This window comes from Flavobacterium sp. K77, from assembly GCF_021608205.1.
GTDB classification, from domain to species: domain Bacteria; phylum Bacteroidota; class Bacteroidia; order Flavobacteriales; family Flavobacteriaceae; genus Flavobacterium; species Flavobacterium turcicum.
This window is the reverse complement of sequence record NZ_JAKIHO010000004.1, coordinates 169,066-184,519: the sequence shown is the minus strand read 5'-3', so window position 1 is coordinate 184,519 and position 15,454 is coordinate 169,066. Positions and strand designations below refer to the sequence as shown.

10 protein-coding genes are annotated in these 15,454 nt (G+C 36.4%); 5 read left to right on the top strand and 5 right to left on the bottom strand.

Annotated elements, in window-relative coordinates; all coding sequences use genetic code 11:
• Window positions 1-39: 39 nt before the first annotated feature.
• On the bottom strand, window positions 40-3,054 hold the full coding sequence (locus tag L1S34_RS09605) for a tetratricopeptide repeat protein (protein WP_236363839.1): 3,015 nt from the start codon (window positions 3,052-3,054) through the stop codon (window positions 40-42).
• Between the two features lie 246 nt (window positions 3,055-3,300).
• On the opposite strand from L1S34_RS09605, the gene L1S34_RS09600 reads away from it, so the two are divergent.
• Window positions 3,301-3,987, top strand: a complete 687-nt coding sequence (locus L1S34_RS09600; RefSeq protein WP_236363838.1) for a cell division ATP-binding protein FtsE — start codon at window positions 3,301-3,303, stop codon at window positions 3,985-3,987.
• On the top strand, window positions 3,987-4,889 hold the full coding sequence (locus tag L1S34_RS09595; RefSeq protein ID WP_236363837.1) for a glycosyltransferase family 2 protein: 903 nt from the start codon (window positions 3,987-3,989) through the stop codon (window positions 4,887-4,889). Before L1S34_RS09600 ends, L1S34_RS09595 begins: the two co-directional genes overlap by 1 nt.
• On the opposite strand, the gene L1S34_RS09590 is transcribed toward L1S34_RS09595, so the two are convergent.
• Genes L1S34_RS09590 through L1S34_RS09580 form a run of 3 tightly spaced genes read right to left on the bottom strand, consistent with a single transcriptional unit; the run spans window position 4,882 to window position 7,441 of the window.
• On the bottom strand, window positions 4,882-5,964 hold the full coding sequence (locus tag L1S34_RS09590; RefSeq protein ID WP_236363836.1) for a glycosyltransferase family 4 protein: 1,083 nt from the start codon (window positions 5,962-5,964) through the stop codon (window positions 4,882-4,884). The two genes, L1S34_RS09595 and L1S34_RS09590, sit on opposite strands and share 8 nt — an antisense overlap.
• The gene (locus L1S34_RS09585; RefSeq protein ID WP_236363835.1) at window positions 5,961-6,353 is read right to left on the bottom strand and encodes a sugar 3,4-ketoisomerase; all 393 of its coding nucleotides are present in this window, start codon (window positions 6,351-6,353) and stop codon (window positions 5,961-5,963) included. The genes L1S34_RS09590 and L1S34_RS09585 overlap by 4 nt, the downstream gene beginning before the upstream one ends.
• Window positions 6,344-7,441, bottom strand: coding sequence for a glycosyltransferase (locus L1S34_RS09580; RefSeq protein WP_166136698.1), 1,098 nt, complete (start codon window positions 7,439-7,441; stop codon window positions 6,344-6,346). Before L1S34_RS09580 ends, L1S34_RS09585 begins: the two co-directional genes overlap by 10 nt.
• Window positions 7,442-7,489: 48 nt before the next feature.
• Here L1S34_RS09580 and L1S34_RS09575 point away from each other — a divergent pair, with 48 nt between their 5' ends.
• Window positions 7,490-8,407, top strand: a complete 918-nt coding sequence (locus tag L1S34_RS09575) for a glycosyltransferase family 2 protein (RefSeq protein WP_236363834.1) — start codon at window positions 7,490-7,492, stop codon at window positions 8,405-8,407.
• Between the two features lie 164 nt (window positions 8,408-8,571).
• Window positions 8,572-9,132 carry a DUF6642 family protein gene (locus tag L1S34_RS09570; RefSeq protein ID WP_166136691.1) on the top strand — a complete coding sequence of 187 codons (561 nt, stop codon included), beginning with the start codon at window positions 8,572-8,574 and terminating at the stop codon, window positions 9,130-9,132.
• A 39-nt stretch (window positions 9,133-9,171) separates the two neighbouring features.
• Here L1S34_RS09570 and L1S34_RS09565 read toward each other — a convergent pair whose 3' ends face one another.
• Window positions 9,172-9,846, bottom strand: coding sequence for a TonB-dependent receptor plug domain-containing protein (locus L1S34_RS09565; protein WP_166136688.1), 675 nt, complete (start codon window positions 9,844-9,846; stop codon window positions 9,172-9,174).
• Between the two features lie 246 nt (window positions 9,847-10,092).
• Here L1S34_RS09565 and L1S34_RS09560 point away from each other — a divergent pair, with 246 nt between their 5' ends.
• Window positions 10,093-15,417, top strand: a complete 5,325-nt coding sequence (locus L1S34_RS09560) for a reprolysin-like metallopeptidase (RefSeq protein ID WP_236363833.1) — start codon at window positions 10,093-10,095, stop codon at window positions 15,415-15,417.
• The last annotated feature ends 37 nt before the right edge of the window (window positions 15,418-15,454 follow it).

Genomic DNA, 15,454 nt, shown 5'->3' with positions numbered 1-15,454 from the left:
TGTAAAAATTCTCACAGCACCTTTACTGATTAATTTAGTTTATTTGGTTATCGAAGAATTGGTTTTTGCCTCTTCGTTTTTAATACGATCCAATTCTTTCTTAGCATCTTCAACAACATCTTTATAATCTGTGAAATTCTGAATTACATTTTCAAGAATATAAGTTGCCTGAAAACTATCTTTCAAATTGTAAAAATTAGTCGCCATGAGCACCAAACCTTTGGCTCCGTAATATTTGTAGCCCGCATAATTTTTGGCTAGTTTTTGCACGGCCACATTCGAAGCTTCAAACTTTCCTTCTTTTGTTTTAAAATATGCGTCATAGTATAAAGCCTCGGCTGCAAGTTCCCCTTTAGCGATTAGCTGTACATTGGCGTAAGCCGTTTTGGCTTTGGCCTCGTCACCTAGTGCTATTGCCGCGCGAGCAATGGTAATTTGTGCATCACTTTTTAAAGCATCATCGGCTTTTGGGTTTTGCAATACCTTCTCAGCAAAACGAACAGCGTTATCATTGTCTTTTATAAGTTGGTACAGTCGCATTAAATTGGCTTCTGCAAAAGTTTTGTTTTGTGCCACTTCGGCTTCGTTTTCTAATCGGAGTAATACCAAAATAGCTTGTTCATTATTATCCTTTTTGATGAAAATTTGTGCCAAGCGCGACAAAGATTGCTCTGTATATTCATTATTAGCTTGTGCAATTACATATTGATACGAAGGCACAGCTTGATCGAAAGACTCTTGTGCAAAATACAATTGTGCTAAAAAGTAATTGGCTTTTAGTGCGTGAATCCCTTTTGGAAATTGACTCACGTAACTGCTGAATCCGGCAATGGCTTGTTTGGTATTGTTTTGCTGGTATTGACGCTCAGCTGCTTCGTATGAATCGTTATCAAGCTCTGCATCAGTTACGGCAACAAAATCTAAAGTACGCACCCAAGTTGCATACTCATCTACCCTACCATTATCAACATAAATCAAACGAGCTGTTGCTACGGCCTCAAGTGCCTCGGGAGTTCTTGGGAATTCAGCAGCAACTTTTTTGAATTTCTGCAAAGCCAAGTCGTCTTTATCAGTATTGTAGTACACCAAGCCTTGACGTAAAATAGCTTTTGACCCAAAAGAACCTTTTTTAAATTCGGTTATCAATCGGTCGTATGTTTTAACAGCCAAATCGTTTTTATTGTCAGCTGCATAGGTATTTGCCAATTCAAAAAGTGCATCATCTCGCCAATCCGACTTTAAATACAATTGTAAAAAGGAGTTCAGTTCTGCAATTTTTTTGTCATTTTTACTTAAAAAACCTTGTGAGATGGCACGTTGAAAATAGGCATAATCTGCATCAGAACTTTTGGCATCGATGGCTTTGGTGTAGCCTTCAATGGCTTGACTGTATTTTGAAGTCACAAAACGACAATCGGCCATGCGCAAATACGAATCGTACAAACGAACCTTATCTGTTGGCGCTTGTTCTATTTGATTCTGGAAAAAAGTAGCCGCCTGATCGTACTCTTTTAGTTTAAAATAAGTGTAGGCAATATTGTAATTGTGATTTTTAAACTCAGGTGTTGTACTCGCTTTTGCCGCAGTACTAAACTGTTTAAAACTTAATACGGCTTCTTTGTAATCTTCTGAAACATACTCCGTTTCGGCTTTCCAAAAAGTAGCTCGTGCTGTAATATATGGATCTTTAGCTTCGTTCAAAGATTTAGATAGCATTGATAAAGCTTCGGTGTATTTTGTATCGGTATACAACTCTAAACCTCTGTAAAATAAAACCTTTTGATAAGCCAACTTATTTTCAGGCGATTTGTTGCGCTCTAACAAAACCAAAGCCTCTTTGTAATTTTTAGATGAAATATAGGAGTCGATTAATAATTTTTCGACCTCAACTCTACTGGCATTTTTAGGATACTTTTTCAAAAAAGCTTGTAATACGGCAGGAACACTTTCGTAAGAATTTCCTAATTCATAACTTAGTTTGGCGTAATTCAAGGCAGCGTCTTCTTGAATGGCAAGATCAAAATCCATTTCAGAAGCATTTTTGAATGCATTTAGCGCTTGTTGCTTTTTGTCAGTATTCAAATAGCTTTCGCCTAAATGATAGTAAGCATTTTGAGCTACAAAATCTTTTCCACCAATAATTTTGTTGAATTGTGAGATCGCGTTTTCAAAATCTTTTTGTTTGTAATACGCGTAACCCAATTGGTAAAAATCAGTATTATTCCATTTACCCTTTGTTCCTTTGTATGCCACCAAGTAAGGAATAGCCTGATCGTATTGCTTTAAATTAAAATAACTTTCGCCAATAATTTTGTTGAGCTCTGATTTTTCTAAAGCCGACGAATTAGGCATCGCTTTTTTACCCAAATCAATTGCTTTTTGAAAATTACCCAGCTTAAAATTCATGTCTGCTTGGTAGTACGAAAGTTTTTCTTTGTATTTTTCTTCCCCTGAGACCGCATCAAAATATTTGGTAGCTTCTTTGTAATCATCGCCTTCGTAAGCCATAAAACCAAGATAATACTTGGCTTGAGAGCCGTACTCTGCTGAGTTCACCACTTTATTCAAATAGGCAGTTGCTTGCTTTTTATTTTTTGCAGCAAAATAACTGTAGCCTTTTTGAAAGTTATATTTTTCTTGATCTGCTCTAGTGCCTGCGTTTTCTTCTACTTTTTCAAACCACTGCAAAGCTTGCGGATAATTCCCTTGTGCAAAATGAAACTGAGCTACTTCGGCGTAAGCCTGATTTTGTTTTACACTTGTAGGATAGGTATCTACAAACTGTTCCATCAACTCATCAGCATTCGACTGATTGGTTTTAATTGCACAAAAAGCTGCGAAATACGCGCAATCCGATTGTAATTCTTCAGTTGATGCAGTGGCTTTTACTCGGTTGAACAAATGTTGTGCAGAGGTATACTGCCCGTCCTTGAACATGGCTACAGCAGTATTAAAATCCTTTGAATCATGGGTATAAATAGTAGATTTTTGTGCCCAAATACTGGTTGACATTCCAAAAAGGATGCAGAGCGTACTCCAAGAAAGTTTATGCATTGTGATTTTATTTTTATAATTCAAATGTATTGTATTCTACAATGGATAACGAATCCGTTACCGTTTTTATTATCCTTTTTTATGAAAGCTAGTGCTGTGGCAACAACTTTCGTACCATAAAGCCTAACCTTTTTCGTTTGGCATCTTTAAACGTGACCAAATTACAAAATTTGAGTTCCAAGCCAATAATTTATTTGTAATACCAGCGTTATCTTAGTACTTTTACCGCACAAACAAATACAAATTATGTCACAAACCGTACTGTCTTTAAAAAACGTATCTATATATCAAGAAGGAAAATCTATTTTAAGTGAAGTAAATTTAGAAGTTAACCACGGGGAATTTCTATACATAATAGGTAAAACTGGTTCTGGGAAAAGTAGTTTAATGAAAACACTATACGCTGATTTACCTTTGACAGAAGGTGAAGGTCATGTTGTAGAATTCGATTTAGCTACATTAAAAGAGGATAATATTCCGTTTTTGAGACGCAAGATTGGTATTGTTTTTCAAGACTTCAAATTGCTTCCGGACCGTTCTATCAATGACAATATGTTGTTTGTTTTGAAAGCTACTGGCTGGACAAATCCTAGCGAAATGGATGCGAAAATTGACGAAGTATTGCACAAAGTAGGCATGAGAGATTTTGGTAAAAAAATGCCACACCAACTTTCTGGTGGTGAGCAACAACGTGTAGCGATTGCTCGTGCTTTATTGAACGACCCTGAATTAATATTGGCCGATGAACCTACTGGAAATTTAGATCCGCAAACTAGTGCTGAAGTTTTAGATTTATTGAAAAAAATCAACGCTAACGGTAAAACAATCATTATGGCAACGCATGATTACGCTTTGTTAATGAAATTCCCATCAAAAACTTTGAAGTGCGAAGATTCTAAAATATTTGAAGTAATACAACAACGTACGGCATAATGCTCTCAATCCTTGTTCCTGTATACAACTACAACGTACTTCCGTTGGTAGAAGCCTTACACGAACAATGCGTAACTTGTGGTATTGATTTTGAAATTTTGTGTCAAGATGATGCTTCTGGATCTGTTTTCAATACCGAAAACGAAAAAATTAACACACTTGCGAATTGCCAATTTACGGCCTTAACAGAAAATTTAGGCCATCGAGAAAACCGGAATTCACTTGCTGCCCAAGCCCAACATAAGTATTTGTTATTTATTGATGGTGATTCAGAATGCATCAATACTCATTTTATAGCAACCTACTTAGAGTATCTGGAAGAATACGATGTGGTTTATGGTGGGCGTGTTCACCCAGAATCTTGTCTATCAAACGATCAAAAACTAAGGTGGAAATACGGCAAATTTACAGAAGACCAAACGGCAACACAGCGACAAAAAAGAAAATACCAAGCTTTACTGTTTAACAACACGGTGATAAAAAAATCGTTTTTTGATCAAATAAAATTTGAACCCTACAAAAAACAATACGGCCACGAAGATACGCAACTCGCTTATCAATTAAGTCTAATTAACGCTAGCATTCAGCATATTGACAACCCAATTTTACATGCTGATGTTGACTCTAATTCAATGTACCTTTTAAAAACCAAAGAAGCATTGGATAGTGCTTTAAGTTTATACACAGACCAAAAAATAGCCGCTTCTTTTATAAAAATTATTCAAGTTTTACTGTCGTTGCAAAAGTTAAAACTAGTTCGTTTTACTTCATTTTTATACCTTCGAAATGAAAAAAGGATTGAAAAAAACTTAACTGGCAAAAATCCTCGATTATGGATTTTCAAATGTTTTAAACTTGGATATTTATGTACTCTGGCCCAAAAAAACAAAGATTTTAAATAGCACTCAAAAAAGCGTGCCACTGCTCCATAATGAGATCAATACTTTGTCGAGCAACCTTTTCTTTACCTTTTTTTCCCATTTCAATCCGTAAGCTTTCATCAGCCAGCAATTGTTTTAAATGAGAAACGAACAATTCTTGGTTGCCATTTGGAATCAAAAAACCTGTCTCTCCAGATTCAATTATAGCTGCAGGACCGCAGGGACAATCGTAAGCAATACAAGGCAATCCACTAGCCATGGCTTCTAACAAAACCATCGGGTAACAATCAAAACGGGAACTTAAAACAAAGACTGCTGTAGTAGCATATACGACATCAATTGCAGTGACTGATTGCTGCAAACACACACTATCAGAGATGTCCAAAAGATTAACTTGCGCTTGTAACTGCGCTACTTGATGTCCAATTATATGTAGTTTCCAATCCGGATGTTCTGCTGTGACCGCTGACCAAATAGGCAAAAGTCTGTCAAGGCCTTTTTCGTAACAGTTACGTGCTATTGCCAAAACTACCTTTTGTTTATCCTCACCAACTGCAACATTTTCTATCCAAACTGGGTTCGGTAAAATGACGCCATTTATATTGTTCCACTCCTTTTTACTATTTTCAGACAAATACACTATTTGAGAAAAGCGCTTGGCGCAAAAGTTTTTGTATCTGTATTTCATCCATCGAAATCCTTGATCTAAAAAATGTCGAGCAGGGCGCTCTTCAATAAATTTAGAACTATGAATTTCTAAAATTAATGGCATTTTTACACCAAGAAAAAAAGGCAATAAAAAAGCTTTCAAACCATTATCACAAACCAAAACTACATCGGGCTGAACGGTATTAATGATTTTTTTTAGTTTGGTAATATAATCGAAAACAAAGCCTATTGCGTTTTTTTTCAGGACAATATCATGTATTGCAATAGCAGCATCAAACTCATAAAAAAGCGGTGTGTGACCTTGATTCTGCGTCACAATATGCACGTCATATTGCCAATTTCGAATCAAGTAATTGGCTTTTAGCGCCAAAACACGCGCTACGCCTCCGTCATCATTAATGCTGGGAACTACATACAAGATTTTCATTGTACCGATTGTAAAAAGACATCAAAATCCCGAATGTAATCGGCTTCGTCAAAAACTTCGGAAGCCAAAACCATACAAACGGCACCTGATGAAAAATTTTCTAATTCACGCCAAGTATTATTTCGCAACAGCAAACCTTTGTCAGGCTTGTTTAATGTGATTGTTTTTTGGCTTTTCCCATCATTTAGCACCACATCAAAACTTCCTGAAATAGCAATTAAAACCTGCTGCAATTTTTTATGTGAATGACCGCCCCGCTTGGATGTACTTGGAATATCATACAGGTAATACACGCGCTTGATTTCAAAAGGAATTACCTCATTTTCGATAACAGCGATATTGCCCAAAACATTTTCAATCTTAGGGATATCAATAATTTCTATTTGCATGAATGGGAATTTAAGTTTAAAAAATGGAGCCATTGCTGACCAATGTGTTCCAGCTCAAAATGAGTTATGCTGCCTGCTGCGTTGCGCTTGCATTTTTGATACAAATCAGTATCCTCGATCATTCTATTTATGGCTTTTGTCAGTGCTTGTTGATTTTGATTTGGCACTAGTAAACCATTTTTTTCATGATCGATAATTTCGTTCGGACCAGCAAAACAATCAAACGAAACTACGGGAGTACCAACTGCAAGACTTTCAATTAATACATTTGAAAGTCCTTCATACTGACTACTAACCACTGTAAAAAGTGCCTTTTTTAAGTATTTAAAAGGATTTTGTTGCTGACCTGCAAAAACTACTGAATCTTGTACACCGCAATTTAGTGCGACTTTTTTCCACTCCTCTTCTAAAGCACCAGATCCGATTAACAATAACTGCACGCCTTGCTGTGGCAATATCGATTCGGCGAAAGCCTGAATTAAAACATCAAATTGTTTTACTCGTTCGTTCATTCGCCCCACTGCTATGATATACGGATATTCGATTTCAACTTCGACTTTTGCCAATTCCTGAATTTCCTGAATACAAACTGGATTGTAAATAGAAGTTACCTCTTTCTTGTAACGCTTTGCCACTGCAGATGCAACCGCTTTACTTACAGCTACCCAACTATCCTTCCTATAGATAAGTCGCGCTAAAAAACGACTTTCAGGAATATAACTCGTGTACATACTACTATGTATGGTATAAACAACAGGTTTTTTATATACCCAATGAGCCATTAGGTATTCGTTAAAAACATTTACACGAAACCTAAAATCGATAATAATATCAAAATTATGCTCGGCTAAATAGGTCTTGATCTTTTTTAAACGCTTTAGTTTATCAAGGTTTGATTCGGCTTTTTGCTTGCCAAGATTGTACAACTCTCCGGCATAATCATAGGAGGTGTCATTAACAAAAATAATGTGGTGTACGTTAATGCCTTTACTTTCAAAAAAAATAGACAAAAGTGCTTGTACTTTCTCAGCACCGCCTCCGCCAAGGGAATCGCCCACCAATGCTATTTTAGTTTTACGAGTACTCATGCAATAAATTACTATTTTAGCACCAAATATAAACACTTTGCTGTACAAATGAATGACAAACCGCTAGTTTCCATAATATGTCTTTGCTACAATCACGGCCAATACGTGCAAGAAGCATTGCAGTCGGTCAAAAATCAAAGCTACAGTAATATTGAACTTATTGTGGTAGATGATTGCAGCACCGATGACTCTGTGGAAGCAATAACGACTTGGTTGAAAAAAGAACCCAACATAGTATTCATTAAAAATGAACACAATTTAGGAAACACCAAATCATTCAACAAAGCATTTGCACAAAGCAACGGAAGTTATATAGTTGACTTGGCGGCAGATGATGTATTGGCCCACAACTGTGTAGAACTTCAATTAGAAGCTTTTGCAAAAAGCCAATTTTCAAATGTTGGAATTGTTTATGGCAATGCAGAATTAGTTTTTGAAGACGACACTCATTTTTGTTACTTTTTTGAAGTCGATGAAAACAAAAAAAGAATTAAACCACAAGCTGTAGGCGATATATATTTGAGTCTGTTGCGACTTGAAAATAATGTATGTTCTGTTTCGGCCATGGCAAGAAGAGCAGTTTACGATCGTTTTCAGGGATTTAATGAAAATTTACAATTTGAAGATTATGATTTTTGGATTAAAACAGCGCGTTTCTATCAATTTGATTTTATTGATAGTATTTTAATCAAAAAAAGAGAACTCCGTAATTCCTTAAGCTCGCGCCGTTTTAAACGTTTGAACAGAAAAACAAGATTATACAACCGCAGCACCTACCAAATTGTGCGCAACGCCTTGCAGCTCAATACAACCAAGGAAGAAAACCGAGCCGTCTTGCAAATGATACATTTTGAAATGCAAATAGCGCTGCGAACTATTGATCCTATCTTATTGTTCAAATACTTGAAACTACATTTGAAAATTAGTTTTTCATTGCTATTTAAAAAAGATTTTGTCCGTTTGTAAGTAGCAAAATTAGTGTACTAGTTGTATAAATTAAGGATTCCTTCACAGTTGTTTTTTTCGGGTTTTGAAAGGCTTTAGTATCTTTGTTACAGAAAAATTTTCACTTAGAAATTCATATCCCTTGAAAAATAAAGGAGAGTTTCTGCCACCGAACCTTACAATTTATGGAGAACGACACCTTTATTTTTTGCCTTGAAGCCGTTGCTGACATTGAAGAAGTTACTACTACCGAAGTGGTACAACACCTAGAACGATTGGCTTTTGACAAAGGAATCAGCAGCATACATACCACCTGCGACTCGATAGAAGGGTTAGAGGAGCGCTTACATAGTTTACTGTATGATGATCATAACTTCACCAATTATGAAATCATTTACTTGGTCATGCAAGGCGAAGCCAACACCATTTGTTTGAACAATTATTTTTATACCCTAGAAGAAATTGCAGAGTTATTCGAAGGAAAAATGAGAGGTAAAATCATTCATTTTGCCAGCACCAAAGCATTAGATTTGACTCCTGATGAATCGCAGTACTTTTTAGACATTACTTGTGCTAAAGCCATCTCCGGTTACGGTTCACCGCATGCGGCAGTAAGCAGCACCGCATTGGATCAACTGTTTTTTAGTTTGTTTGAGGCTGATGACTCAATTTTTAATGTAGTTGAAGAATTGCATCAAAAGCAATATGATTTGTGTAAATTTCTAGATTTTAGAATGTATTACTAATTGTATCGCAAATACTTTTTTCAAAAAACTAAGCCTCACTTATTTTGTTTTGATAACGATAACGCCGTTGGTCCCTTGTGCACCATAGGTTGCAGCAGCTGCATCTTTCAGTACAGTAATATCTTTTATATTGTTTGGAGACAAATAATCTAAACTGGTAACAATCATTCCGTCAACTACAAAAAGAGGTTCTCCTGCATTACGAATAGAACTAATTCCTCTGATAGATATTTTGTTATTCCTGGACACAACAACAGATGAAACGCGACCACGTAGCAAATCATAAATATTAGAGAACACACCTTGATATTTGTCGTTTTGCACATTCACATTTTTAGTAGAATTTATTTTGTATTCATTATCAACGGCAGAATAAGTCAAAGGCAACTGCTCTCCTTTTTGCAAACGAATTTTATTGTTTTTTGCCGATTCTAAATATTTAAAACTCATGCGATCCTCGTTATTATATTTTGAAGATAACAGGCCGTATGCTTTAGTGTAAACATTGATAAAACCAACTTTTTGCGGCAACACCAATTCAAATTCGCCTTCGCTGTTTGTCACGCAACTCACGTCAATAGAGTCTAGGTAAATTCGAGCCTCAGCAATGGGTTTATTTTTAAAATCAGTAACCTTGCCCGTCAGCTTACCTTGGGCCTGACCAAAAAAACAACTTAGTAAAAAAGCGACGACATAAAAGGATTTCATTTTCATAAGAATAATTTATAAGGTAAAAATAAGCATTAAATAAATGCAAAACACATTTTTGTACCTGAATAAGAACCAGATACACAAACAATACGTAAATCAATCGACCCGATTTTTCTTGAAGAGAAAAAAGCTATTGAATACTATTATTAACAAAAAAGGTGAAATTTTAATTAAAAATTAACAATTCAACGAAATCGATTGTAATTACTATTTTTTTAACATATTTTTGAACCTCCAAATCCAAATTTTATGAAGAAAAATTACTTCCTACTAACATTATTAGTATTGCTATTGCATCAGGTATCTCTGGCGCAATCAATCAACAACTGGCAACTCAAAGGCAGTTCCGACAATTCAAGAGCAATTAACAAACCGGAACGAAAAAACATTCCCTTAAAGTACAAAGTTTTTTCACTAGATTTTAAAACTTTAAAATCAAACTTCAAGTCTGCTGTAAAAAGAGACAATAACAACAGACTTGCCTCTGCGATTATCCTCGATTTCCCACTAGCAAATGGAAAAGTGGAGAGTTTCTTGATTGAAAAAACAAGTGTACTACACCCAGATTTAGAGGCTAAATTTCCGGAAATTCAATCATTTTACGGAGTAAGCCAAAAAAATCCTCTGAACCAAATTTACATCAGTATTTCTCCAGAAGGTTTTACTGGTTTAATTACTGGTGAGCGAACTATTTATATCGATCCGTTTTCTAAGAACAACGTTACAGACTACATTGTGTACGATCGCGCAGACTTTGAACGAAGCCCAACGGACTCTTTTGTTTGTAATACAGATATGAATGCACCAGAATCAGTAAAAAACAATTCATACAGTCAGAAAACAACAAATCTAACTGATTCGAAAATGAGAACGTACCGCATTGCTATTGCCTGTACGTCTGAGTATACAGAATACTATGGTAACACCGTTGCTGGAGCACTTGCAGGAATAAATGCAACAATGGTGCGCGTAAACAGTGTTTACAGACGTGATTTGGCAGTACAATTTCAAATAGTTCCATCAAATAATAGGTTAATTTATAGAAATGGAGTTAACATTGATGCTACACCTGATGCCGACCCTTACGACAATTATGATGGAAGCCAAATGCTAAGTGCAAACACACCTAACATTACTGGGTTAATTGGTGCTACCAATTACGATATCGGTCATGTATTTAGTACAGGAGGCGGTGGTATTGCAGGTACTGGACCTTGTGGCGCTAACAAAGGCGCTGGAGTAACCGGAATTGTAACTCCTCAATTTGACCCTTTCGATATTGACTACGTATGCCATGAAATAGGTCACCAATTTGGTGCAGGGCACACCCAAAATAATGCATGCCAATTTTCATCTGTATCCGGTTTAGAGCCAGGTAGCGGCTCAACAATTATGGGTTACGCAGGTATTTGTCCGCCAAATATTCAAAATAACAGCGATGCTTATTTTCACGCAATAAGCATTCAACAGATGACGGCCACAATCAATGGTAATACGTGCGAAGTAGAAACTACAATAGCAAACACTGCCCCTACTGTTACAACAACTACATCATACAGTATTCCTTTGTCAACACCATTTACACTAACCGCAGTAGGCGCTGACAGCAATGGTGATGCTTTAACTTACACTTGGGAACAAATGAATGGTACAGCAGCTGGCGTAACAGGAACCCCTCAAGCGAATAGAACATTAGGACCAAACTTTAGATCGTTTATTCCTACCTCTTCACCTTCACGTACTTTTCCAAACATGCAGTCTCTGATTGATAACGTTACTCCAATATGGGAGGTTTTACCAAGTGTAGCTCGTACGATTAATTTTAGAGTTACTGTACGAGATAACAATTCTATAGGGGGACAAACAAACCAAGCCAATACTACAATAACAATAGGAAATGTAGGACCGTTTGCTGTTACAGCACCAAACACAGCCCAAACTTGGTACGTGGGCGAAAGCAAAACTGTAACTTGGAACATGACTGGTACCAATACAGGTACTTATGCTACCTCAGTAAATATTAAAATGTCTACAGACGGCGGTTTGACCTATCCAATTTTGTTAGCTGGAAATACTGCTAATGATGGTTCTGAACCTATAACTGTACCAGCTAATATTGGAACAACAAATCGTATATTAATTGAAGCGGTTGGAAATATCTTTTTTGATATTTCAAATGTAAACTTTGAAATAAAATCGAATAAATTTGATTTAACTACAGCAAACGCTACAGCTTCAGTATGTAAACCAAATAATGCGACTTACACTGCTACATTCACTCCTGCGCCAGGTTTCTCAGAAACGGTTACGTTTTCAGCCGTAGGATTACCAGCTGGAGCTTCTGCAACATTCTCTCCAACCACAAGAACAACAGCTGGTAATTTGGGAATTACAATTTCAGGTATTACAAATTTAGCAATAGGAACTTACAATTTTGTAGTTAGAGGTACATCGACCACCTCAGCTATCGATTTGCCTTTAACTTTACGAGTATTTGATGCTACAATTAGTAATGTGACTTTGAATAGTCCAACTAATGGTGCACAAAATCAAGCTACTTCAGTGCTTTTACAATGGAGTAATTTAGCTAATGCGTCCTCATATTTGGTACAAATTTCAGATAGCCCAACTTTTGCAAGCATTCGCGAAACAGCAACAGTAGCGACAAACACCTATCAAACAACCAATTTGATTTCAGGTACCATTAACTACTGGAGAGTTCAACCGATTAATGCCTGCAACCCTGGTAACTTCTCTGATAGTTTTGTATTTCAAATTGCTAGTGATTTTTGTAACACTTACGCGAATGCCTCATTTGCTCCAAATGCAAATTGGGAAATTGGTCCAACAAATGCTGTAAGCGCTACAATTGATATTCCAGACAATATCAATATTACAAAGACTAGCTTTTATATGAAAGCTAGCCATACTGAAATAAATAATATTAAAATGCAATTTAGTGGCCCAACTGGAGTTTTCGTCGAGGTTTTTAACAGGGATTGCTCGGGAGCAAATTTTGATGTAACCTTTGATGATGCTGGAGTACCATTATCATGCGGAAACATTACAGGAGCTACTAATGCAGCTTTAGAGGGTGTACAACAAGCGAGTCAACCTTTGGCTAAATTTAATGGAACAAGCTCTTTAGGCAAGTGGACCTTATTAGCTACAGATCGTGTTGGAGCTAGCAATGGTGGTACTTTTAGCAATTTTTCAATAACCATTTGTGGTAAATTACAAGTAGTTAACAATATTACAATAGCATACACCACTCCTAACGTACTTACAGGAACTAACATTGTAATTGGCCAAAGCACTTTACTTGCAAGTCAGCCTGCAACTACTCCATCACAGCTAATTTACAATTTGACTAAATTACCAACTAATGGAATTTTAAGATTAAATGGGAATGCGTTAGCTGTAGGTAGTACTTTTACACAATTGGATATCAATAACAATTTATTGACTTACACGCACAACGGAGCGAACTTAGCACCTGATAATTTCACATATACCATTACTGGAATTAACAACGCTTATTCAGGTGGTAATACAGCTACATTGAACATTTGCTCTCCAGTTACACCAACTTTTTCAGCTGTTGGGCCAGTTTGTTCAGGTAGTACAATCCCTGCATTACCAACAACATCTTTAAATGGTATAACGGGAACATGGTCACCTGCCCTAAATAATACTGCTACAACGACTTATACATTTACACCAAATTCGGGACAATGTGGTACTACAACCACATTAGCAATTACTGTTGATCCTGTATCAGTTGGCGGAACAGTTGCTGGTGGTACTACAATTTGTTCTAATTCGAATAGTGGCCTATTGACTTTAACAGGTTTTACTGGGAACATTATAAATTGGGAAAGTGCCGTAAGCCCATTCACTGCATGGACAACTATTACCAATACGACAAACACCTATACATCAGGACCATTAACTGCAACCACTCGTTTTAGAGCTGTAGTTAAAAATGGTTCATGTAATCCTACACCTTCTGCCGCAACAACAGTTACCATCGAGAGTACTACCTGGAATGGTTCTGCATGGTCTAACGGATTACCAGCTGCAACAAAAGGAGTAGTTATTACAGGTAACTTTACTGCAAATGCAAATCTAGCTGCTTGCAGTTTAACTGTAAACAACAATGCCGTTGTTACAGTACCAAGTGGATTTAACTTTACAATTGCAAACGATATCACTGTAGCTGCAGGATCATCATTAACATTTGAAAACAATACTAATTTATTACAAACCAAAACTAGCAATGGCAACAGCGGATCTATAATTGTAAAGCGTAGAACTTCGCCACTGATGTTATTAGATTATGTATTATGGTCTTCTCCTGTTGCAGGACAGCAATTACAAGCATTTTCACCAGCAACTTTGAGTAATCGTTTTTACACGTATACCTCTGCTACTGATTTATACAGTGCAGTAGCTGCAACTTCTAATTTCACTTTGGCAAAAGGATTTTTAATTCGCTTACCAAATAATCATCCAACTACGCCAACTGTTTGGGAAGGTAGATTTCAAGGAGTTCCAAATAACGGCACATACAATATTGCTACAACTGCTAATAAATTTAACGGCGTAGGAAATCCTTATCCTTCTACTATTAATGCAAATGCATTTATCAGTACCAATAACATTACAGAACCGCTATATTTTTGGAGAAAAACGAACAATACTACTTCAACCTCCTACGCAACCTACACTACCGCAGGTGGTACTGCAAATGCAGGTGGAGGTAGTAGCATAGCGCCAAATGGTTTCATCCAAGTAGGTCAAGGTTTTCTTGTAAAGCCAACTACAGCCTCAGTAACTTTTAACAATACAATGCGTGTTGCAAACAACGATAACCAATTTTTAAGAACAGGAGAATCAGACATGCACCGTATTTGGCTTAATTTAAGCAAAGATTCAGAGCCTGCGAACCAAATGATGATTGCCTATATGTCAAAGGCTACGGCTGGAATTGATGCTACGATTGATGGTAGGTATATTAATGACAATGCTATTTCATTAAACTCTTTGATTGATAATGAAGAATTTGTTATCCAAGGAAGAAGTTTGCCTTTTGAAAATACCGATTCAGTGCCGTTAACGTTCAAAACTAATTCGGCCGGAAGCTTTACAATTGGAATTGATCATGTTGATGGTTTATTTTCTGGACAGCAAAACATTTTCATTAAAGACAAGCAAACTGCAATAGAGCATGATCTAAAAAAATCTGATTATACATTTACTTCAACGTCAGGAACATTTAACGACCGCTTTGCAATAGTTTATAAAACAGATGCTACACTTGGACTTCCTTCCAACTTTGATGAAAACACTGTAATTGTTTACAATCAAAACGGAGTAATTCATGTAAATAGCGGAAAAACTACAATGAAAATAGTACGTATTTACGATATTCGAGGACGCTTATTATTTGAGAAAGATAACGTAAATAGCAACTCGGTTAGCCTGACTAGTTTTACGGCTGCCAATCAAGCGCTAATTGTCAAAATTATTTCGAACAACAACGAAACAGTTAGCAAAAAAATAATCTACTAATTGCACCAATAAACCTGCTACTAGCTAGCAGGTTTAA

Excerpts from the sequence above, each read along its gene's own strand:
- L1S34_RS09580 (WP_166136698.1), bottom strand. The coding sequence starts at position 7,441 with ATGAGTACTCGTAAAACTAAAATAGCATTGGTGGGCGATTCCCTTGGC.
- L1S34_RS09570 (WP_166136691.1), top strand. The coding sequence starts at position 8,572 with ATGGAGAACGACACCTTTATTTTTTGCCTTGAAGCCGTTGCTGACATT.
- L1S34_RS09575 (WP_236363834.1), top strand. The coding sequence starts at position 7,490 with ATGAATGACAAACCGCTAGTTTCCATAATATGTCTTTGCTACAATCAC.
- L1S34_RS09600 (WP_236363838.1), top strand. The coding sequence starts at position 3,301 with ATGTCACAAACCGTACTGTCTTTAAAAAACGTATCTATATATCAAGAA.
- L1S34_RS09605 (WP_236363839.1), bottom strand. The coding sequence starts at position 3,054 with ATGCATAAACTTTCTTGGAGTACGCTCTGCATCCTTTTTGGAATGTCA.
- L1S34_RS09560 (WP_236363833.1), top strand. The coding sequence starts at position 10,093 with ATGAAGAAAAATTACTTCCTACTAACATTATTAGTATTGCTATTGCAT.
- L1S34_RS09585 (WP_236363835.1), bottom strand. The coding sequence starts at position 6,353 with ATGCAAATAGAAATTATTGATATCCCTAAGATTGAAAATGTTTTGGGC.
- L1S34_RS09590 (WP_236363836.1), bottom strand. The coding sequence starts at position 5,964 with ATGAAAATCTTGTATGTAGTTCCCAGCATTAATGATGACGGAGGCGTA.
- L1S34_RS09595 (WP_236363837.1), top strand. The coding sequence starts at position 3,987 with ATGCTCTCAATCCTTGTTCCTGTATACAACTACAACGTACTTCCGTTG.
- L1S34_RS09565 (WP_166136688.1), bottom strand. The coding sequence starts at position 9,846 with ATGAAAATGAAATCCTTTTATGTCGTCGCTTTTTTACTAAGTTGTTTT.